General features: G+C 52.8%; 21 protein-coding genes. 14 read left to right on the top strand and 7 right to left on the bottom strand.

All coding sequences use genetic code 11. From position 1 onward, the window contains the following. Nucleotide 1: 1 nt before the first annotated feature. Both ACYZTY_RS08515 and ACYZTY_RS08510 read left to right on the top strand, forming a co-directional pair. On the top strand, nucleotides 2–202 hold the full coding sequence (locus ACYZTY_RS08515; RefSeq protein WP_258667936.1) for a Com family DNA-binding transcriptional regulator: 201 nt from the start codon (nucleotides 2–4) through the stop codon (nucleotides 200–202). Beyond that, entirely contained in the window at nucleotides 163–1,014 is an 852-nt protein-coding gene (locus tag ACYZTY_RS08510) for a DNA cytosine methyltransferase (RefSeq protein ID WP_461958079.1), read from the top strand. The genes ACYZTY_RS08515 and ACYZTY_RS08510 overlap by 40 nt, the downstream gene beginning before the upstream one ends. Nucleotides 1,015–1,632: 618 nt before the next feature. Here the strand turns inward: ACYZTY_RS08510 and ACYZTY_RS08505 are convergent. From ACYZTY_RS08505 to ACYZTY_RS08495, 3 genes are all read right to left on the bottom strand, one after another. Beyond that, the gene (locus ACYZTY_RS08505; protein WP_461958078.1) at nucleotides 1,633–2,757 is read right to left on the bottom strand and encodes a hypothetical protein; all 1,125 of its coding nucleotides are present in this window, start codon (nucleotides 2,755–2,757) and stop codon (nucleotides 1,633–1,635) included. A 215-nt stretch (nucleotides 2,758–2,972) separates the two neighbouring features. Further along, the gene (locus tag ACYZTY_RS08500) at nucleotides 2,973–3,269 is read right to left on the bottom strand and encodes a hypothetical protein (RefSeq protein WP_461958077.1); all 297 of its coding nucleotides are present in this window, start codon (nucleotides 3,267–3,269) and stop codon (nucleotides 2,973–2,975) included. A 9-nt stretch (nucleotides 3,270–3,278) separates the two neighbouring features. Beyond that, on the bottom strand, nucleotides 3,279–3,530 hold the full coding sequence (locus ACYZTY_RS08495; protein ID WP_461958076.1) for a hypothetical protein: 252 nt from the start codon (nucleotides 3,528–3,530) through the stop codon (nucleotides 3,279–3,281). 1,856 nt (nucleotides 3,531–5,386) lie between these two features. On the opposite strand from ACYZTY_RS08495, the gene ACYZTY_RS08490 reads away from it, so the two are divergent. Further along, nucleotides 5,387–5,680: a DUF3077 domain-containing protein gene (locus tag ACYZTY_RS08490; protein WP_461958075.1), complete on the top strand. Its 294-nt coding sequence runs from the start codon at nucleotides 5,387–5,389 to the stop codon at nucleotides 5,678–5,680. Nucleotides 5,681–5,787: 107 nt separating this feature from the next. Here the strand turns inward: ACYZTY_RS08490 and ACYZTY_RS08485 are convergent, their stop codons facing one another. After that, nucleotides 5,788–5,952: a hypothetical protein gene (locus ACYZTY_RS08485; protein WP_461958074.1), complete on the bottom strand. Its 165-nt coding sequence runs from the start codon at nucleotides 5,950–5,952 to the stop codon at nucleotides 5,788–5,790. Nucleotides 5,953–6,052: 100 nt separating this feature from the next. Further along, nucleotides 6,053–6,400, bottom strand: coding sequence for a helix-turn-helix domain-containing protein (locus tag ACYZTY_RS08480; RefSeq protein WP_461958073.1), 348 nt, complete (start codon nucleotides 6,398–6,400; stop codon nucleotides 6,053–6,055). Between the two features lie 103 nt (nucleotides 6,401–6,503). Between ACYZTY_RS08480 and ACYZTY_RS08475 the strand changes: the two genes are divergently transcribed. The 6 genes from ACYZTY_RS08475 (at nucleotide 6,504) to ACYZTY_RS08450 (ending at nucleotide 10,603) form a co-directional block, all read left to right on the top strand. Further along, nucleotides 6,504–6,701 (top strand): DNA-binding protein, encoded by a 198-nt coding sequence (locus ACYZTY_RS08475; protein ID WP_258668307.1) that lies wholly within the window; start codon nucleotides 6,504–6,506, stop codon nucleotides 6,699–6,701. 49 nt (nucleotides 6,702–6,750) lie between these two features. Further along, on the top strand, nucleotides 6,751–7,041 hold the full coding sequence (locus ACYZTY_RS08470) for an Ogr/Delta-like zinc finger protein (protein WP_461958072.1): 291 nt from the start codon (nucleotides 6,751–6,753) through the stop codon (nucleotides 7,039–7,041). Further along, nucleotides 7,038–7,253 carry a hypothetical protein gene (locus tag ACYZTY_RS08465; protein WP_461958071.1) on the top strand — a complete coding sequence of 72 codons (216 nt, stop codon included), beginning with the start codon at nucleotides 7,038–7,040 and terminating at the stop codon, nucleotides 7,251–7,253. The genes ACYZTY_RS08470 and ACYZTY_RS08465 overlap by 4 nt, the downstream gene beginning before the upstream one ends. A gap of 85 nt (nucleotides 7,254–7,338) precedes the next feature. Beyond that, nucleotides 7,339–7,572: a hypothetical protein gene (locus tag ACYZTY_RS08460; RefSeq protein ID WP_461958070.1), complete on the top strand. Its 234-nt coding sequence runs from the start codon at nucleotides 7,339–7,341 to the stop codon at nucleotides 7,570–7,572. Between the two features lie 2 nt (nucleotides 7,573–7,574). Then, a complete protein-coding gene (locus ACYZTY_RS08455; RefSeq protein WP_461958069.1) occupies nucleotides 7,575–10,298 on the top strand; it encodes a toprim domain-containing protein in 2,724 nt (907 codons plus the stop codon). A 29-nt stretch (nucleotides 10,299–10,327) separates the two neighbouring features. Continuing rightward, nucleotides 10,328–10,603, top strand: coding sequence for a pyocin activator PrtN family protein (locus ACYZTY_RS08450; protein ID WP_461958068.1), 276 nt, complete (start codon nucleotides 10,328–10,330; stop codon nucleotides 10,601–10,603). A gap of 1 nt (nucleotide 10,604) precedes the next feature. Here the strand turns inward: ACYZTY_RS08450 and ACYZTY_RS08445 are convergent, their stop codons facing one another. Then, on the bottom strand, nucleotides 10,605–11,729 hold the full coding sequence (locus ACYZTY_RS08445; RefSeq protein ID WP_461959275.1) for a site-specific integrase: 1,125 nt from the start codon (nucleotides 11,727–11,729) through the stop codon (nucleotides 10,605–10,607). Nucleotides 11,730–11,830: 101 nt separating this feature from the next. Between ACYZTY_RS08445 and dusA the strand changes: the two genes are divergently transcribed. Further along, complete coding sequence (gene dusA / locus ACYZTY_RS08440) at nucleotides 11,831–12,841, top strand: tRNA dihydrouridine(20/20a) synthase DusA (protein WP_461958067.1); 1,011 nt, start codon at nucleotides 11,831–11,833, stop codon at nucleotides 12,839–12,841. A gap of 59 nt (nucleotides 12,842–12,900) precedes the next feature. Here dusA and ACYZTY_RS08435 read toward each other — a convergent pair whose 3' ends face one another. Then, complete coding sequence (locus ACYZTY_RS08435) at nucleotides 12,901–13,734, bottom strand: undecaprenyl-diphosphate phosphatase (RefSeq protein ID WP_461958066.1); 834 nt, start codon at nucleotides 13,732–13,734, stop codon at nucleotides 12,901–12,903. A gap of 502 nt (nucleotides 13,735–14,236) precedes the next feature. Between ACYZTY_RS08435 and ACYZTY_RS08430 the strand changes: the two genes are divergently transcribed. From ACYZTY_RS08430 to ACYZTY_RS08415, 4 genes are all read left to right on the top strand, one after another. Then, entirely contained in the window at nucleotides 14,237–14,977 is a 741-nt protein-coding gene (locus ACYZTY_RS08430) for a winged helix-turn-helix domain-containing protein (RefSeq protein ID WP_461958065.1), read from the top strand. 28 nt (nucleotides 14,978–15,005) lie between these two features. After that, nucleotides 15,006–15,758, top strand: coding sequence for an EAL domain-containing protein (locus ACYZTY_RS08425; protein ID WP_461958064.1), 753 nt, complete (start codon nucleotides 15,006–15,008; stop codon nucleotides 15,756–15,758). Nucleotides 15,759–15,790: 32 nt separating this feature from the next. Continuing rightward, the gene (locus ACYZTY_RS08420) at nucleotides 15,791–16,483 is read left to right on the top strand and encodes a winged helix-turn-helix domain-containing protein (RefSeq protein ID WP_461958063.1); all 693 of its coding nucleotides are present in this window, start codon (nucleotides 15,791–15,793) and stop codon (nucleotides 16,481–16,483) included. A 356-nt stretch (nucleotides 16,484–16,839) separates the two neighbouring features. Next, nucleotides 16,840–18,234 carry an undecaprenyl-phosphate glucose phosphotransferase gene (locus ACYZTY_RS08415; protein ID WP_461958062.1) on the top strand — a complete coding sequence of 465 codons (1,395 nt, stop codon included), beginning with the start codon at nucleotides 16,840–16,842 and terminating at the stop codon, nucleotides 18,232–18,234. Nucleotides 18,235–18,481 lie beyond the last annotated feature (247 nt).

Below are 18,481 nucleotides of genomic sequence, written 5' to 3'. Positions count from 1 at the left end.
AATGCAAGACATACGTTGCGGCCACTGCTGCCGCAAACTCGCCGCAGCCAGCGGCTTCATTGAATTACAGATCAAGTGCCCGCGTTGCCGGACACTGAACCACTTGAAGGCCCAGAGCCTCCCTCAAGCGTGCCGCGAGCATCCAGAACAACGAGTTCATGAATGCAGCAACCCACCCTTGGCAGCCTGTTCGCAGGCATAGGAGGCTTTGATGTCGGATTTGAAAACGCCGGTTACCGCAGCACCTGGCAAGTTGAACTCAACCCGGTCAACCGGGCTGTGCTTGCCGATCGATTTCCCCATGCACGCCAATTCGAAGACGTGCGCCAATGCGGCGCCCACAACCTGTCCCCCGTCGATGTCCTCACTGCCGGCTTCCCCTGCCAGGACATCAGCGTCGCCGGACAACGGGAGAGCAACCGAGACAACCGCGGACTGCGTGGCGAACGCAGCGGCCTGTTTTGGGAAGTCATACGAATCCTCAAAGAAACACAACCTCGCTGGGTGGTCCTTGAGAACGTCGTTAACCTGCTCGCTGTCAACGATAGCCAAGACTTTGAAACAGTCATCCGGGCCCTTGCGGACTGCGGGTATGTGGGATTTTGGCGAGTGCTTAATGCTCAATATTTCGGAGTCCCCCAGCAACGTCGCCGAGTATTCCTGGTCGCCGGTTATCGACGAATGCCCCCCTTCGAGTTCCTGGCTGACGCCGCGCCAGTGGACGCAATACCTCCAGCGTCTCAATCGATCCAGTGGCCACGCCCCGCGGATGCCTGGGCTGCCAATACTCTATTGGCCAGCAAGGCCGGCTCCCAAATCACTCTGGGCTGTACCACTTTCGTCGCTCACGCGAACGGATGGGATAAGATGGCTGAGCGGCAGCGAGCGGCTGAGGATGATGGGTTTTGCCTCGGACTGGATGCGGCCAACCTTGCAGAGGCTTTCGCTGCCGGAAACGCCGTTGTTACGCAAGTGGCGGAGTGGATCGGTAGGAAGTTGATAGCAGTAGGCTGAGATCAACTGCACAGGCGCGTTGAGGACAAGTCAGCAACGCGCAGTGCAGTGCAGATAAGTCCACTCACCGCGAGATTCGATATCGGTCATTCTGTATGGGTCGAGTTTTCAACGAATCACCGACATCCACTCCCACACGCGCTCCAATTCATCGGTGACATCCAGAACACATTCACACTTCGGGGTGCCGCTGAACAAATGTCCCTTGCGAGGGCGCCGTAGCTTCGTTGTAATCAAAATTTTCTATCCATTCGCCGCTCAGACCGCGCCAGCCGATCATCGTCGCAACGTCTTTAATCGTGTCGACATTTATTTCGTAGATCCCGTAAACCTACTGGATTTCGCTATAGGACGTAGGGCATGAGAAGTTCCTTTTCATGGCTAAGACACAGCGCCGCAGGGAGGTGCTTTTATCAAAAGACGCCTGTGCGATCTGTAGGACGGCTCCTGATTGTCATGACTCCAAGCTGTCCAATTGGTAAAAAAATCCGAATACTCTGGTCGCTGTAATTTTCTTTAGATCAAAAACCCGCCCCTTCCGAAGCTGAAGTGGCGCTCATTAACGAAATCACATCTCGACTACAGCCTGTTTGTTTAGATTGTATTCTCCGAGTGTAATCACTTTACATCTTTTGCGCGAAGTATTGCATCCAGTGAAGCCCCAACTCCTGCATCAACAACTATAGAATCCTCTTCGCTTCTATGCCCCCAAATTCCGGCAACGGCCGAGCCGATTATTCCGTGACCGCTCTGTGTTGCGCCGACCCCGTGAACAAACCCTCTTACACCCACCTTTCTTGTAGAGGTAGGCCATGAGATAGTTTGGGGCGACTCACTAGCCTTGAGCCTATCCATATCTTCTTTCAGTTGTTTTATTATCCCTTGCGATTTTGCATCCTGTTTTTTCATGGCATCTAATTCATTCAATCTGTCCGCTATATCAGCCATAGCTGCATCACGTTCACTGAGAGCCCGCTCTCTTGCCTCTATCGCCTGATTTTTTTGCTCTTCCGATTCACTTAAAACTTGAGTCAAATTTTTAACAAACGACCCCATTTCGTCGGCGCTTCCAGCCAAGCCATTAAAAAGATCTAAAAACACTTTTATTTGTTCGTTTTTAGAGTGATCTGGATATTTCACCCTGTGATCAATCTCACTCCAGCCTTCTTGAAATATAGTTCTAACTTGAATTTCGGCTTTTAATACTTTCTTTTCCGGCTGACTTTGCACAATATAATGTATTGATCTATACCCATCATCATGTATCTTGGCTATTCCACCCCTATCTACAATAGCAGCAATTGGCTCATCACCCTTTCGGATATACATAACCACAGGTTCACATGTTTCCCAGACGTGACAAATCGACGAATCAATATCGATACACTCATCTTTAAAAAGATGGAGCGCTCTAACACCGATCAAGTCGGTCACTACATCCAAGTAATCTTCCACATTTACTGTAGCCCACTTTTCCTTAACAGGCTCATCTAACTTTTTGCGAATGATTTTCTTTAATAGGTGATTAGTGTCTTTTATTCTCCAACGAACCGAATGAACACCTTCAAAAGTCCGAATTCGAGAAGAAATCTGCTCAGCCGCACTCGTTAGGGCAGGGAGTTGAGCATTAAAATCGTTCGCGATAAGGCATAGTTGCTCCCAGTCGGCTTGGGACTTGTCCCATTCTGCAGCCGTAATGCCCGCTTCTTTTAAAAAAGTACCTAAATCCATTTCGAACTTCATAGATTGCAACCTCAATTCGTATTTTCCCTGCGCCTTTGGTTCGACAACTGCCCCTAAGCTTGCATTGGTATGCAATACCTATCCGGTGCCGATCATAGCAGCACAATGCAATCATGCTAGGGTACGCTCGTGCCTACGATTCTTCGCCCGTATGCACATAGACTGGACGATTGAGTTTGCTTAGATAAATCCACCGCTCCACCAGAAAATCTCGGCTACCTCTCTCGACACCACCAAGACTGTGCGTATGCGCAACCGTCGATGTACTCAATTCCGCTCAGAACAAAACCCGTAACCCCCATCCCCGCAAGAGTTGCGTCTAGCAGTGCCGGCAATGGATCAGGGTCCAGCGGCATGCCCACTTCCACCCGCGCGACATTCGTAGCGCGACCCAACTCCTTACTGACTGCCGAATTGACCATGACATTGCCCCTTATCGCGGGGTATCGACGCCGTGCCTTAGCGTCGAGTGCGATGCCGCGAGATCTCATCGGGGTGACTAGTAGGTGCATGTGGAGGCCCTACTCGTCGCTATTGATGTCGAGCATTGATTCGATGGCAAAGGCCAGCGCCCCGTCTGCCAGCTCAAGCAGATCGCAGAGGTCGCCGCTATCAATCAGCTTTTTTTCGTGCAGCACATGAGCTTTAGTCAGCAAAGCCCTGTGGTGAGCGCCTGGCTGGGCGAATAGCGCGGTCTTATCGGCAAGCATGGCTTGCCAGTGGGATAAATCATTTTCGACGACGGGGACTGCCGCTGTGGTTGAGGTTTTCATCAAATCGGACTCCGGACCAAATACTGTACGCATAACCAGTATATTCAGAATCTACGGATGTCACCTACAGACCCCGACGAAGTGTCCTACTCACATCAAAAAGCAATGAAGGATAAATCCTACTTATGACAGTTATTTTAGAGCAAAAAAAAAGCCCGTCTCAGCCGAAACTGAAACGGGCTTCCCCCGCCTTAACGACCGTTACTTCAGGTCGTCAAAGTGGTCTCGCAGGAACTCGTAAAAGCGAAACGCTTTCAACAATCTCCATACGAGGCTCAGCGTACGCAGCAAAAGCTTCATACGTTTTGGCCTCCAGGTTGGGGGCCAAACCTCCAGCGCACTTACCGGATCACGCGTGCCTTCGGGAAGACACACCAGCGTATCCCACGAGGCGGCCGGTTGAGTTCCCTCCGAACCATCATCCCGGCACGGGGTGCAAAACCGTGTCAGAGGGGACGAAACTGTTACGCCACCGGCCAAACCTCATCGCTGCACTGGCGTGCGAGCGACGGCATATTAACCTAGAACTTCAAACGCGGCAGTTGGAAATGTCTGATATTGGGGGCGTCTAAGCAATGGATTGCTTTGTTTTTGTAAAACGTTATTTCTGTCAGAGTCTGTCGAGCCGACTTCATCGACGAATCGCGGTTTCGTTACCTTCAGTTTCCGTTAACCGAAGCTGGTAAAATACGTTGCAAGGATGTGTAAAGATTAATACCATGACGCCTACACCAGCGTCTCCCATGAGAAGCACTAAGCCCCAGTCGCAAGCTGTGGCTACAAAAAACCGCCCCGCAAAGGCGGTTTTTTTACGCCTGTGGTTTGAGTACTGGTTATGCGCTCTGCGCTTCGGACGGCGCTGCCATCGCTGCGCAGTGGATTGATTGCGAGCCCCCACTGGCTTCAAATCTTCCAGTGGCGAGATCCTCAGAAGGCAACAAACGTTGCAAGGTTGAGCGATGATTAATAAGATGGGCCAACGCCAGTGATGTCCGTGAGACGTACTAAGCTCCAGCCGCAAGCTGAGGCTTACAGAAGAACCGCCCTGCAAAGGCGGTTTTTTTTCGCCCTGTGTTTGAGCCTTTGTACTTATTGCTGGACTCCGGCCTGTGCTGCCACCTCGTTGTGCAGTGGATCGATGAGGGCCTGAGGCGAGTCGAACGTTTGCCCTCACCCGATGTTGGCAAGATACGTTGCAAGGATCAGCAAAGATTCATAGCATGAGACCCAATCCAATGTTTTCCGTGAGATGCACCAAGTCCCAGCCGCAAACTGGGGCTTACAAAAGAACCGCCCCGCAAAGGCGGTTTTTTTTCGCCTGTCGTTTGGGTCATGGTCATGTGCGTGGGGTTCGGCCCACCTGGCTCACTTTTCCATTCCAAGCGGTATTCTTTCAGAATATTGGGTGGCTTCATGTCGAAGTTGTAGGCAAAATCTGAGAGTTGCGTAAGGGGGTACGCTTGCTGTGCTTTAGAGCCAGTCACCACCTTGTTGAGCTTATTTTGTCGGGCTACTCTCCAAACGTCGCTGCACATTCAGCGACCGGGCTTGGAAACCCGACAAGTCACGCAGCAGCATCCCCATAACTATTAATGGCAGTTTTTTATGCCTGCAATGTTGTGTTATGGCGGCTGTGCGTGGGACGTCTTCGGGCGTGCCGGTTTCCTTGACTCCCGGTTTCCAACCTGCGCTCAGCTGCCACCCTTCGCTTGGAACGAAAGTGGTAGCTCCTCATGTCAAGGAGTTAGACACATGCACACCGTAAATCCGTACAAACTCAGCGTTACCTCTCACCGCACCAAGCTGCGTAATGCTGCCTCACTTAGCCTCCCTTCCGTCATGAATGGAGGTGACAAATGAGCGAGTCAATCGAAGCTAAAACCATCGGTTTCACCCCCTGCATCTACTGCAACGACAAGGCGCTGTTCCACGTCAGCGCGGGCGTTCCTGTCGACGCAGCCTTGGCCATGGCATCCGATCTGCTGTTCTTGGCCAAAGCGCTTTCAAAAGACGCGGCTTATGATCGAGAAACCGACCGTTTTTCGTGGGCCGCGCACTATTTGACGGCTCTGGGGAAGGCGGTGATTGATGATGTGGTCAAAGCCGTTACGCCACGGCCTGTCAGAGCGAGCATGAAAGTCGCCAAATAGTAGTAAACGAGTCGCGCATAAAAAACCCGGCGAATAGCCGGGTTCTTTTAAGAGTACTTGGTGCAGTCAAACACTATTTAACCGGCTTCCCTATTGCCCTATACCGGTCAGAGCGCTGCCAGCGTTTGCGCGATACGCAGGATATAGCCCTGATCTGCCTCAGGCACTTCTCTGTACCATGTAAGAAGTTTCCACTCATCTTGTGTTAGCTCAGAATTTTCGCTATTGGCGTTAGCCATGCGAATGTTCTCTTTATCATCCTGATCCAACATGCACACTACTCCGTTAAGTGATTGCAGGCGCAACGTTACTTAGGAGCGTGAAAAATCAAAACCGAAATCCGTCGTAACGAATGTTTTAAATATCGACGAGTTATTTCTTGGCGTTTGAAAGGCAGGTGACTTCGGACATGGCGCCGACAATGCGATGCACAGCTTTTTGGTCATAATCAGAAAGGGTTCTGAATTGCTGAATCAGCCGCTCTTCGGCCTCGTCCAGTCCTTCAGCCGCACGCAGCACACGCCCGCCAGTCAAGACGTACAGCACGTCAACACCGGCCGCAGCCACGGCTGAGAGATAGACGGAATCAGCGTTTCGCTCGCCTTTTTCGTAGCTGCCCTGGGTATTGCGAGTGATGCCCCCCAGTTGCGCAAAGGCTTCTTGGTTTAGCCCTAGTCGCGTCCTTTCTTCACGCAGGCGCTCACCTACGGCAACGTCCAAGTGTTCTGTAGATGCACAACTTTTCAAGCTTTCATCCTTTACAGGCCAAAATGTTTGGGCATAATGGCGAAAAATTCAACCCGGATGCCCACGAATGGACACTATGCCCGCCCCTCTAACCACCGAGCAAGCCCGAGCAGCACTTGATCGAAAAGGAATCAGCCTCGCCGAGTTCTCTCGCCAACACGCGCTAAACAGCAACTTGGTCAGCGACTTGTTAAATGGACGGAAAAAGGGACGCCGTGGCCAGGCGCATCGAGCGGCTGTGTTGCTGGGCATCAAGGAAGGCACCATTGATTAATGAGGCAGACGCACTACCCCGTTTTTAGAACAGCGCAAGGATGCATTTAGTGAGCACTTACAAACTGGTTTGCCCTCATTGCCACTCACGCATGCGGATACGCACCAGCGAAGGGACCCATATTTTTCTTCGCGTCGCTTACCTGCAATGCACCAATGAAGCCTGCGGCTGGTCGGTACGCGCCGAGTTCGAAATGACCCATGAGATGAGCCCAAGCGGTATGGCCAACCCCACCGTCAAGCTCCCACTGGCTGACACGGCACTGCGTCGTGAAGCCATGAAACACGCCAGCGATCAGCTGGAACTGCTGCCTAACCAAGGACCGGAGACCGCACCATGACCCGTACGCCAGATTCTATTCAGGATTACCGCACCAGCATGCAGGAAGCCGCTCGTGCGTATCTGCTGCGTCACCAGGCGCAATACCTGTCCGACTCTGATCAACTTTTCGAAAGCTGCGTACGCCATTTGATCGTGGCCCTTGAAGTACCCACCAACACCGCAACAAAGCTGGTGCACTTGGCGTGGAGTGAGATCCAGGCAGCCGCCTGATAAACCCGTGTAACCCCCAACTCAACACACCTCAGCACTTGCCCAATTGGGTATGGGTGAGGTGCGCCAAAAATTTGAGGCAAGCATGGACAACGACGTGGACATCTTCACCACCCTGCCCCGGGAACACGCAATGATTCTGCTTGAGACGCTTCGCGCGGAATACGCGGACCAGTTCAATGCGCACTGGCACGAGGAGCGTTTTAACGCTGTGCCCGAACATTTGCGGCATGACTCACTGATCGCAACCTTTCCGATGATGGCCGCGCAGAAACGGTTAATCGGCGCGCTCTCGTTCAGCCTCGGCCGAAGGTGCTGATCGTGAATGAGCTATCAAACACGCTTCGCGCCGAGGTGCTGCAACGCCTGGCCAATGACTACGGCCTGAAAAAACGCCTTAGCACTGACTATTTACGCGGTGGCACATGCCCAGCGTGTGGCAAAAAAGAGTTGTACACCCGCAGCTCCAGTCCGTGGTTAATCATCTGTGGCCGCGAGAGCAAGTGCGGGCAGCGCTGGCACCTGAAGGAGATCTATGACGACCTGTTTGACGACTGGAGCAAGCGCGCGCCCTCCTCTGATCAGTTCCCCTCCGCGACGGCCCGGGCTTATCTGGAATTTGCTCGAGGCTTTCGCTTTGAATTGATCCAGGGTTGGTTTACCCAAGACAGTTATTACTCCGACGAATTGAATGCTGGTAGCGCGACCGTGCGTTTTGCCCTGGACAAGGGTGGTTACTGGGAGCGGCTGATCGATCGACCGCACCGTTTTGGCAAAATGAAAGCCCGGTTTCAAATGGGTGAGAGCTACCGAGGCACCTGGTGGTGCCCTCCCTGTGTTGAGTTGCTTGAGGTCAAAGAGCTGTGGATTGTCGAAGGCATCTTCGATGCGATTGCCTTGGCCCACCACGGCATTGCGGCCGTGTCAGCCATGTCCTCCAATGTGTTCCCCGAAACCTCGCTCAAAGAGCTCTCTCGCCACCGCGGTGGAAAGCTCCCCAAACTGGTCTGGGCACTGGACAACGAACCCGGCGCTCATCGCTATACAAAGCGCTGGGTCCGCGAAGCACGTGCCCTGGGTTACACCTGCGACGCGGCGCAGATCCCGCAACCCGACAACCGTAAGATCGATTGGAACGACCTGCACCAGCGCTGGCAATTCATCGAAGACAGCGAGCAACGCACCGAGCAAGTCGAACAAGACCTCAGGACCGCACGCCACCACGGCGCCCTGCTGATCGCCGAAAGCGCCGCCGAGAAAGGCGTGCTGATGTACGAATGGCGTGAAAGCCATGAGTTTCACTTTGGGTACGAGAACCGCCTTTATTGGTTCAAGATGGACCTGGATAAATTCAACAAGGCTATGCAGGCGCTGGATTCATCCGATCGCCATGAGGACCAGCAGCTCAACGACAAGCAGCGCCGAGCCAAAGCGTTGCGCCAGTGCGGCGGCGTTGTGGAAATCGCGAACTGCTACCCGCAGGCCTTGTACTTCCAGCGCAATGACGTCACCGATGAGTCCTGGTACTACTACCGCATCGACTTCCCTCATGACGGCGGCAGCGTCAAAAACACCTTCACCGGTGGCCAGGTTGCAGCTGCCAGCGAGTTCAAAAAACGCCTGTTGAGCATGGCCGCCGGTGCGGTGTTCACCGGCAGCGGCAAGCAGCTCGACAAGATCCTCAAAGACCAGCTGTACGGCCTGAAAACCGTCGAGACGATCGATTACGTGGGTTACAGCAAGGAATACGGTGCCTATGTATTCGGCGATGTGGCCATGCGCAATGGGCTGGTTTGCGAGGTGAACAAGGAGGACTTTTTCGAGTTTGGAAAGCTGCGGCTCAAGACGCTGCAGAAGTCGATCAAGATGCATATTCAGCGGGATCACAAGCAGTACCGGACTGACTGGCTCCCGATGCTCTGGCTGTGCTTTGGCGCCAAGGGAATCGTTGCCTTGGCGTTCTGGTTCGGCTCTCTGTTCGCCGAACAGATACGGGCCAAGTACAAATCCTTTCCGTTCCTGGAGGTTACGGGCGAAGCCGGCGCCGGCAAAACCACGCTGCTGACTTTTCTCTGGAAATTGCTGGGCCGGGAACACGAAGGGTTTGATCCGTCGAAATCGACCCGCGCCGGCCGGCAGCGAGCCATGGGCCAAGTGTCGAACATGCCGGTGGTGCTGATCGAGGGCGATCGCAATGAACCGGATAAGGCACATGCCAAAAGCTTCGATTGGGATGAGCTCAAAGACTTCTTCGGCGGCGGCACGCTCGGCACTAAGGGCATGAAAACCAGCGGCAACGAAACGTATGAACCGCCGTTTCGCGGCGCCATTGCCATCAGCCAGAATGCCGACGTGAGCGCATCTGAAGCGATCCTCACCCGAATCATCAAATCGCACTTTGCCCGGCCGGAAGTCACCACCGAGAGCCGCGCAGCCGCTGACAATCTCAACGTGATTCCAGTCGAGCAGCTGAGCCATTTTCTGGTGCTGGCGGTTCGCGCAGAACCCCAGGTCTTGGCGAAATTCGCCGAGCGCGTACTGGTGCATGAACAGCGGCTTAGACAGATCAAAGAAATACGCGTGGAGCGGATCGTCAAAAACCACAGCCAGATGATGGCCCTGGTCGATTGCCTGTGCCTGATCTGCCCCTTGGATGAGAACCAGGTGGTGACGACTTACCAGCAGCTCACCGCCATGGCACTGGAGCGACAATCTGCGATCAGCGCTGACCATCCTCTGGTGGCTGAATTCTGGGAGGTTTACGAATACCTCGAAAGCCTGGGCGAAGGTCCGCAGGTCAATCACAGCATTGACCCGAAACTCATCGCCATCAACCTTAACGAGTTTGCCGAACTGGCCGGCGAGCATCGGCAGAACCTTGCTGACCTTAAGACCCTGCGCACGCTTCTGGTAAACAGCCGCAGCCACAAGTGGCTGGAAACCAACAAGGCAACCTACAGCGCAGTCCGTGCTGCACAAGCAGCGAATAACTCGATGACCAAGAAACCAACCACGGTGCGCTGCTGGGTGTTCCAGAAGGCGTAACCACTTTATTCAGTTGAAGGAGCAACGCAATGAGAACTCTGTTCGTCCTCATGGCTCAATACGACGGCCAAGTGGTCATTCCACTCGACCGCGTCTGCAAGGACTACTTCACCCACCTCACCACTGACATGTTTCAGCGCAAGGTGATGGCAGGACAAATTAAAATTCCGATCACACGAATGGAGGCGAGTCAGAAGACCGCCAGAGGCGTGCACATTAACGATCTTGCGGAGTATCTGGATATGCAGCGCGCCGCTGCGATTAAAGAGAGCAATCAACTGACCAGCGCGCTTAGGTGGAGCTGACTTACTTCAACACTCTGGCGCCCAGTGCCACCGGCGCCAGCAAGATTTTATCCTTCCATTTCCAGTTCACATAGGCATCGCCTCGGCCACGCAAATGGGTGTAGCGGCGCATTGAGTTCCAGTCTCTATGCCCTGAAACACTTGCCACCCGAGGGATGTCCCAGTCCATTTCGAACAGCCGGCTCACGCCTTCGTGCCGCAGGTCATGAAAGTTCAGGTCTTCTATTTCAAGAAACTGGCAGGCCCTTGTCCAGGACGCAGATATTGACCCGGCATCATAAGGAAAGATTTCGGGCCGCTCTTTGGGCATTGTTTGAAGAATGGCCCAGGCTTCTGGAGGTAAATGGCACCAAACGTCATTGCCGATCTTCTGGCCAGGATTTTTCATATCGCGAACCAGCACCCGATGGCCGACCTCATCCAGATCGGCCCATTTAATCCGTGTAATTTCTTCTTGGCGGCGCGTGGAGAACAGCGCGAAGCCGGCTACTTTAAGCATATTGATAGCCGTCGGACGGCGGTCTTGTATGCCCTGAAAGTGCGTCAGCAGTCGATGCAGTTCATCCAATGTAGGACGGCGGTCACGTTCGCGACTGCGCATGTTGTAGCCCAGTTTTTTCAGTACCTTTCGGGCATCACTCATCGCCTGCGAATCGACTTCATACCCCCAGGCAGGACGAGCCACTGAAAGCACCGCCCCCAGGTGCGACAGATCATTACCGACCGTCTGCGGTTTAACGTCTCCGCCCTCTTTACTCATGCGCCACAGCGCATACTCCACCAACTTCTGGCTGCTGATGTCTTTGTCGTTGAGCTTGCCAAAATAGGACTCGCCGATGGCATTGAGCGTGGCGAGCTTGGTTTTACCCAGCGGCCGCACTTTCTTCATTTCAGCCAGGTAGCGCTCGATCATCTCCTTGACCGTCGCGCCCGTGCGGTTTGCTCGCTCGATAGCGCCTGGTTGATCCAGTTCGGTTTCGCGATTTCGAACCCAGGCCTTGGCGGCCTCTTTTCGGGCGAAGGTCTGGCTCTCTTGGTAAACTTGGGCACCGTCGCGAAACAGGCGTATCTGTGCCGTGTAGCTGACGCTGCCGTCGGTGCGTTTCCTTGCTCTGATCGTGGCCATGGTCACCTGGTACAATTGCAAAATAGACTGGTACATTGTACCAAGCACTGGTACAAAACGCCGTTTTACCCCCGAAAATAGCCTCAAAAACGTAGAGCGAAATGATACAGAATCTTGCTGCAAGCCCAGTAAATACAAGCTCTGCGCTGTCTCGGCGGTTTAGCGTGGCCCCCATGATGGATTGGACCGATCGCCACTGCCGTTTCTTCCTACGCCTACTCTCCAAACACGCCCTCCTCTACACCGAAATGGTCACCACCGGCGCGCTCCTCAATGGCGATCACGACCGCTTCCTCCGTCACAACGAAGCCGAACACCCGCTCGCCCTGCAACTTGGCGGCAGCGTTCCACTGGACCTGGCCGCCTGCGCCCGCATGGCCCAGGACCACGGTTACGACGAGGTGAATCTAAACGTCGGCTGCCCAAGTGACCGGGTGCAGAACAATATGATTGGTGCGTGCCTGATGGGGCATCCGCAGTTGGTGGCGGATTGTGTGAAGGCGATGCGCGATGCGGTGTCGATTCCGGTGACGGTGAAGCATCGGATCGGGATTAATGGGCGGGACAGTTACGAGGAATTGTGTGATTTCGTCGGCACGGTTCGGGATGCCGGGTGCACGAGTTTTACGGTGCATGCGCGGATTGCGATTCTGGAGGGGTTGTCGCCGAAGGAGAACCGTGACATTCCGCCTTTGCGTTATGACGTGGCGGCGCGGTTGAAGGCGGATTTTCCGGAGTTGGAGATTATTCTTAACGGCGGGATCAAGACGCTGGAGGCCTGTCACGCTCATTTGCAGACGTTTGACGGCGTGATGTTGGGTCGTGAGGCGTATCACAATCCTTATGTGATGGCTGAGGTTGATCAGCAGCTGTTCGGCAGTACAGCGCCGGTGATCAGTCGGGCCGAGGCGCTGGCGCAGTTGCGGCCTTATATAGCGGCGCATATTGAAGCGGGTGGTTCGATGCACCATATCACCCGGCATGTGCTGGGGCTGGGCACCGGGTTTCCGGGGGCGCGCAAGTTTCGGCAGTTGTTGTCGGTGGATATTCACAAGGCTAAAGAGCCTTTGGCGTTGCTGGATCAGGCGGCGGAGTTGCTTGAAGGTCGTTAATGGTCAGCGCTTTATCGAAGTAAATACCAGGCTGGTGGGTCCGCAGCCTGGTTCAAATGTCAGAGCGCTGCCGCTTCAGTCCAGTTCACCCAACCAAACACCCAAGTAGCCAGGATCACCAGGCCGAATGCAATTCGGTACCAGGCGAATGCGGCGTAACTGTGGCTGGCGATAAACTTGAGCAAGCCGCGTACGGCGATCATGGCGAAAAAGAACGCCGTGACGAAGCCCAGGGCAAAGACTGGCAGGTCGCCGGCCTGGAACAGCTCGCGATACTTGTAGCCTGAGTAGACGGCGGCACCGACCATGGTCGGCATGGCCAGGAAAAACGAAAACTCGGTGGCCGCCTTGCGCGAAAGTCCAAACAGCAACCCACCGATAATGGTCGATCCAGAGCGTGAGGTGCCCGGTATCATCGCCAGGCATTGAGCGAAACCGACCTTCAGAGCGTCGGTCCAGCGCATGTCGTCAATATGGTCGACATACACCACATATTCCCGCCGCTCAGCCCACAACATGATGATGCCGCCCACCATCAATGCCACCGCCACGGTGATTGGGTTAAACAGATACTCATGAATCTTATCGGCGAACAGTACGCCCAAGACAACGGCTGGCATAAAACCGATCAGTAAGTTCAAGGTAAAACGTTGCGCATTCCGTTGGGTGGGCAGGCCTGTGAAGATCTCGAGAATCTTGCGCCGAAACTCCCAGACAACGGCCAGGATTGCGCCCAGTTGAATAATGATATTGAAGGCCATGGCACGCTCACCGCCGAAGCCGAGCAGGTCCGCAACAATGATTTGGTGCCCTGTGCTTGATATGGGCAAAAACTCTGTCAGCCCTTCCACCAAGCCTAAAATCAATACCGTTACGGTAGTCCAAAAATCCATTAACCCTCCCCTCATCGACAACAGAAGATCCACTGCCGTGCTTTTAATTTATCGCTAACGGGTAAGTAAAACGCATTCGATTCAGCATTAGAACCCAACGTTAGCAAATGTCCATAACCGCAACTAACAAATTCGATGTTATACAGAGGCAAACAGAAGATAGTTATGAGCTCAGGAAAAGCACTAAGTAGCACGTCAAGTAGCCAAGTGCTGATAATTCATAACATTCAATAAACAAAAATAAACAGCGGCAGCATTAGCCAGCGTCACAGCGTATTGATCTGGAAAAGCGGGACATTGCGGCAAAAGATGGCACAATGACACTCTCGTGCCAGCTGGCACACCACGCGCCAGGAGCGCTAAGAATCTCGCCAGATTGGCCAGCAATGTTAAAAAAATTGTGACGCCTGCTTGAAAAATCCGTGAAATGTTACCAATTGTCAGTCACAAATGAGAATCGGTGCTTTAACATCCAAATGTCAGCACCCAGCCGAGTCAATGCATGATGCTTACAGGGAAATTAACGAATACCAGCCACAGCCACGCAAAGGAGGTGACAGGTATTCTCACCATTGGGCGGACCCATAGTTTAGCTGAGGGTTTCAAGACATTAGTAACAAGTCGTGTAGCGCATGATATACCCGTTGACACCATGTGCTACAACAACTTGTTTAAGAAAAACAAGGACTCCCATTCATACCGTGCAGTATTCATTATCATTGACAGCCCTCAGGCGTTTGATGAAAGCCTCGCGCTGGTGGAAAATATGCGCGCCGATAACCAGGCCCTTATTATTTTTGTAGCGATCACCGGCAGAGGCACCTACAACAAGATGAAATACTATCTTGCGGGGGCCGACCATTGCATTAAATTCAATACACATCCAGAAGATAACCCGGACGCACTTTCCGAGTTTTTTAGTAGCGCAGAATGGCACAAGCAACACAATTTGCTCTTGGACCCAACGCGTATGTGCCTGATTGGAGACTATAAGAAGCTGGATGTATCGTTTCCAGAAATGAAAATTCTTGAAGCGTTTACTGAAACAAGAAATCAAATATTGAGCCATGATGAAATCGCCAGAATCATGGGGCTGAATATAACGTTTTATGACCCAAGGGCCTTGGAAAAATCTATCAGCCGCCTTCGCGGAAAGATAAAAGGCATGTATGGCACCAACGCCATTCAAAGTATTCGTGGGCATGGATATCGTCTTGTCAGGGGTCTGATCTCGACCACCTGAAGATTAATATGCAGGGAGTTATTGCATTATGAACGCAACGATGAGCGCGTCATACACCTATCGTGCGAGTCATTACCTGTCTCGACAATTGATCCTCACTCGCGATGACTGCCCATTTGGCAGCGAGATCAGAATACAGTTTGACGACAGTCAGGCTGATGCATCCTTTGCTGCTCCCATGCAGCAGATGAATGGCATTTACAGTGAAATTCTCATGCAGACGCGGCTGATTGCCTTTTCGCTAAAAGATCACAATATCTCTAGCGAAAACAAATACTTAAGCCGTAGATTCGTTTGCGTTGGGCAGTCAGATCTCGCCGATTCCGCACTCACGCAAGAATTAATACAATCCAGCGATGCGCTGCGTGGTTTTGGCCAGACACTGGTTATCGCTTTCAATGAGCTACCCCTTTCGGCGGTCAGCTTCATTGATAAAAAGAAAATCCTCAACAATGTCTATCTGTTGAAAGATCACGGCGTAGAAATCGCGTTCGACGGCTATAACATCGATGAACAAAGTATCGAGATATTTACAACCCTGAATCTTTTCGACTATATAAAGATTCCCCTTTCAGCCCTAGACTTGAGCCTTAAACTGACGGGCAACCCCGATTTATTCAATCGACTCCACGAACGCATGACCATGCTGACTCACACCACCAAAGTCGTCTTCATAGCTGACAGAGTCGAGCATGCTGCTAGCCATATACTGGCACGCGCGTTGCCTTTTGATTACTTTCAAGGGAGCCATTACTCCCCTGCCGACAACCTCTTAAATTAAAAAATCCGAGTGTGCCACTTCAGGAGAGAGACATGGAAAGCACTACACCCCTCCCCAGAAAATATTTTGTCGTCGTTACTCATAGCCCGGCATTACAACTTGAGCTTGAGGCTTTACTCTCGAGTGAGCGATATAACTCATTCGGTACATCACAGGCAAAGATGTTTGTCGAAGGTGTAGCCCTGCCCTCATCCGCCCCTAAGCTCATGGAATTTATTTCCCCTCACCTGGACAGAACTGTCCCTCCTGTTATCAGACATGATACACAGCGCATACTCTCGACATTCGAATCCGAGTGGCGAGCAGCCCTGTCCGATACGCGGTTCAATAACATCTCCTCACTTGCAGATGAAAGTCGGGATGATGCCCGGGATTACCTCTGCAACGTGACAGCCAGATCTCACTATCCCTTTGCAGAAGCCTGGCGATTGAGCAATGTCAATGGCGCTTTGATTAGAGATGACGTCGAGATTGTCTTGACTGGTCTGGAGGCAGCGCTTGTCAAAAAGATGCTGCACCATGATGATCGCGTAGTCAGCAAAGATGATCTTATTCGGAGTATCGGCAGAGAACCGGAGCATTATCGAGGTCTGGAGATGTGCCTGAGCCGACTGCAGGAAAAGTTTAAAAACGCCAGTAATGGCGAACGCCTTTTCCGCGCGGTCAGGAATCGAGGCTATTGCCTGATTCAAAAGATAATACGGGGAAAAGCCTCATCTGAGTAAATGAGATGACCACGATGGTAGTGCATACAAAAACAACAAAGCACCCCACCATTTTACCTTCCCGCACAGCAATCCCCCTCAAATTCCCCGCCAGTCCCCTTCCCTAAAACCAACTTACATTCTCGACTATTTCTAACACCTCGCCGCCCCAACATATTTGTCAGATAAACTAACCACTCGTTAAAAGTCGTCAGACAGCTTTCAGCCCCATCAATTAATCTATTCACTGACGAGCGCGCCACACAGAGGCGTTTCGCCCGTTAACGTTTTACCCTCTTATAAAAATAATAATACTTGTTACATCAACTTGGCTCTTGTCTGTCGACGCGCGAATGGACGTATTTTGGGGATATCGCATGGTTAACAATCTTCGTATCAATCGAAATACCCACCTCAAAGGATTGACCTTCTGGGGACAATGGGCACTGGGTCAGGGCTTTGTTGTTGCCCTGTTGTTTCTATTGGTTTATTACCAGACCGGAACGGTAGAGTTCTATTATCGAGTGTGTGCAATTCTGACGGTACTTGCCTCGGTGCCCGCTTATACATGGTGCGGCGTCTATGCAAAGAAAGATAACTACCTGGAGGGATTGGGACGTTTGTTGATGGGCTGGACAATGACCCTTGCGGCATTGGCCTGCGTGGCGTTCATCTGCAAGGCGGATGAACTGTTTTCTCGTCAACTGATCTTGGTATGGGCAGCCTGCGGTTACATCGGGCAGGCACTGTTGTACGTTCCGCTGCACGGCTTCTCGCAATACTATCAACGCTCACTTCAAAGCGAGCATAAAACCCTGATCGTCGGTACGGGTGAGTTAGCGTTGGGACTCGCCAGGAAGCTGCGTAGCCTCGAACACTTCCCTTTGGTGGGGTTGGTCAGCACCGACACCACGCTCCCGCTGGCGATGGGCTCACCGCCGATCGTAGGCCCGCAAGAGCAATTGCTGGAGTTGATCAAGGCCCATGACATCCGACGTTTGTACATCACGCTGCCCTTGAGTGAAGCGGCAAAAATCGAGGCCATGTACATCGATTTGCTGGGTGCCAACGTCGATGTGGTCTGGGTGCCGGACTTGAACAGCCTGACGCTGCTCAATCACTCGGTCAGGGTCGTGGACGGCTTGCCGGCGATCTACCTGAATGAAAGTCCGTTGACCAGCCAGCCGACCGCGGCACTGAGTAAAAGCCTGCTGGAAAAGAGCGTGGCGCTGTTGGCCATTGTCCTTCTAAGCCCGGTCCTGTTGCTTATAGCCCTTGCCGTCAAATTCAACTCCCCGGGCCCGGTGTTCTTCAAGCAGGACCGTCACGGCTGGAATGGCAAGGTGATCCAGGTCTGGAAGTTCCGCTCGATGCGCGTGCACGATGACAAGGAGGTGAAGCAGGCCAGCCGTAACGATTCTCGGATTACCGCGGTTGGACGCTTTATCCGCCGCACGTCACTCGATGAGCTGCCGCAACTGATCAACGTGCTGCAAGGCCATATGGCCCTGGTCGGGCCACGTCCGCACGCTGTAGCGCACAACGATTACTACTCCGGGAAAATTCTCGCCTACATGGCGCGTCACCGAATCAAACCGGGGATTACCGGACTGGCTCAAATCAACGGTTGCCGCGGCGAGACCGACACCATCGACAAAATGCAAAAGCGTGTGGAGATTGACCTTACGTACATCAATAACTGGTCGTTGTGGCTGGATCTGAAGATTCTGGTGAAGACACCCTTCACCTTGCTGTCAAAAGACATTTACTGATGGCTTAGTGTTTAACACGGGCAAAATAACAAGGGGACGCAAGTCCCCTTTTTCGTGGGCATCTACCAAGCTCTAGTGGCCACTCACGACCCCATCAGAAACCACCAATAGAACGATCAGCAGCCTCAGGGGAGCGATGTCCGCTCCCCGGCTTACCGTTGCAAGTGTGTTGGGATAACGCAGAGAACTCTGCGCAGGAAGGGGTTCACTACAAGACCGGTTGACCGCATAGCGATCTACAGCGCTA

The sequence above is a fragment of the Pseudomonas sp. LB1P83 genome, from assembly GCF_054897885.1.
Note: the sequence above shows the minus strand (reverse complement) of the source record. Positions and strands in the feature narration are given on the sequence as shown.

What these genes read in the sequence shown, in the direction of transcription:
- ACYZTY_RS08510 (WP_461958079.1), top strand. Translation starts at nt 163, where the DNA reads ATGCAGCAACCCACCCTTGGCAGCCTGTTCGCAGGCATAGGAGGCTTT.
- ACYZTY_RS08490 (WP_461958075.1), top strand. Translation starts at nt 5,387, where the DNA reads ATGAGCGAGTCAATCGAAGCTAAAACCATCGGTTTCACCCCCTGCATC.
- ACYZTY_RS08425 (WP_461958064.1), top strand. Translation starts at nt 15,006, where the DNA reads ATGAACGCAACGATGAGCGCGTCATACACCTATCGTGCGAGTCATTAC.
- ACYZTY_RS08475 (WP_258668307.1), top strand. Translation starts at nt 6,504, where the DNA reads ATGCCCGCCCCTCTAACCACCGAGCAAGCCCGAGCAGCACTTGATCGA.
- ACYZTY_RS08500 (WP_461958077.1), bottom strand. Translation starts at nt 3,269, where the DNA reads ATGCACCTACTAGTCACCCCGATGAGATCTCGCGGCATCGCACTCGAC.
- ACYZTY_RS08495 (WP_461958076.1), bottom strand. Translation starts at nt 3,530, where the DNA reads ATGAAAACCTCAACCACAGCGGCAGTCCCCGTCGTCGAAAATGATTTA.
- ACYZTY_RS08435 (WP_461958066.1), bottom strand. Translation starts at nt 13,734, where the DNA reads ATGGATTTTTGGACTACCGTAACGGTATTGATTTTAGGCTTGGTGGAA.
- ACYZTY_RS08465 (WP_461958071.1), top strand. Translation starts at nt 7,038, where the DNA reads ATGACCCGTACGCCAGATTCTATTCAGGATTACCGCACCAGCATGCAG.
- ACYZTY_RS08415 (WP_461958062.1), top strand. Translation starts at nt 16,840, where the DNA reads ATGGTTAACAATCTTCGTATCAATCGAAATACCCACCTCAAAGGATTG.
- ACYZTY_RS08420 (WP_461958063.1), top strand. Translation starts at nt 15,791, where the DNA reads ATGGAAAGCACTACACCCCTCCCCAGAAAATATTTTGTCGTCGTTACT.
- ACYZTY_RS08505 (WP_461958078.1), bottom strand. Translation starts at nt 2,757, where the DNA reads ATGAAGTTCGAAATGGATTTAGGTACTTTTTTAAAAGAAGCGGGCATT.
- dusA (WP_461958067.1), top strand. Translation starts at nt 11,831, where the DNA reads ATGATACAGAATCTTGCTGCAAGCCCAGTAAATACAAGCTCTGCGCTG.
- ACYZTY_RS08460 (WP_461958070.1), top strand. Translation starts at nt 7,339, where the DNA reads ATGGACAACGACGTGGACATCTTCACCACCCTGCCCCGGGAACACGCA.
- ACYZTY_RS08445 (WP_461959275.1), bottom strand. Translation starts at nt 11,729, where the DNA reads ATGGCCACGATCAGAGCAAGGAAACGCACCGACGGCAGCGTCAGCTAC.
- ACYZTY_RS08485 (WP_461958074.1), bottom strand. Translation starts at nt 5,952, where the DNA reads ATGTTGGATCAGGATGATAAAGAGAACATTCGCATGGCTAACGCCAAT.
- ACYZTY_RS08515 (WP_258667936.1), top strand. Translation starts at nt 2, where the DNA reads ATGCAAGACATACGTTGCGGCCACTGCTGCCGCAAACTCGCCGCAGCC.
- ACYZTY_RS08450 (WP_461958068.1), top strand. Translation starts at nt 10,328, where the DNA reads ATGAGAACTCTGTTCGTCCTCATGGCTCAATACGACGGCCAAGTGGTC.
- ACYZTY_RS08430 (WP_461958065.1), top strand. Translation starts at nt 14,237, where the DNA reads ATGATGCTTACAGGGAAATTAACGAATACCAGCCACAGCCACGCAAAG.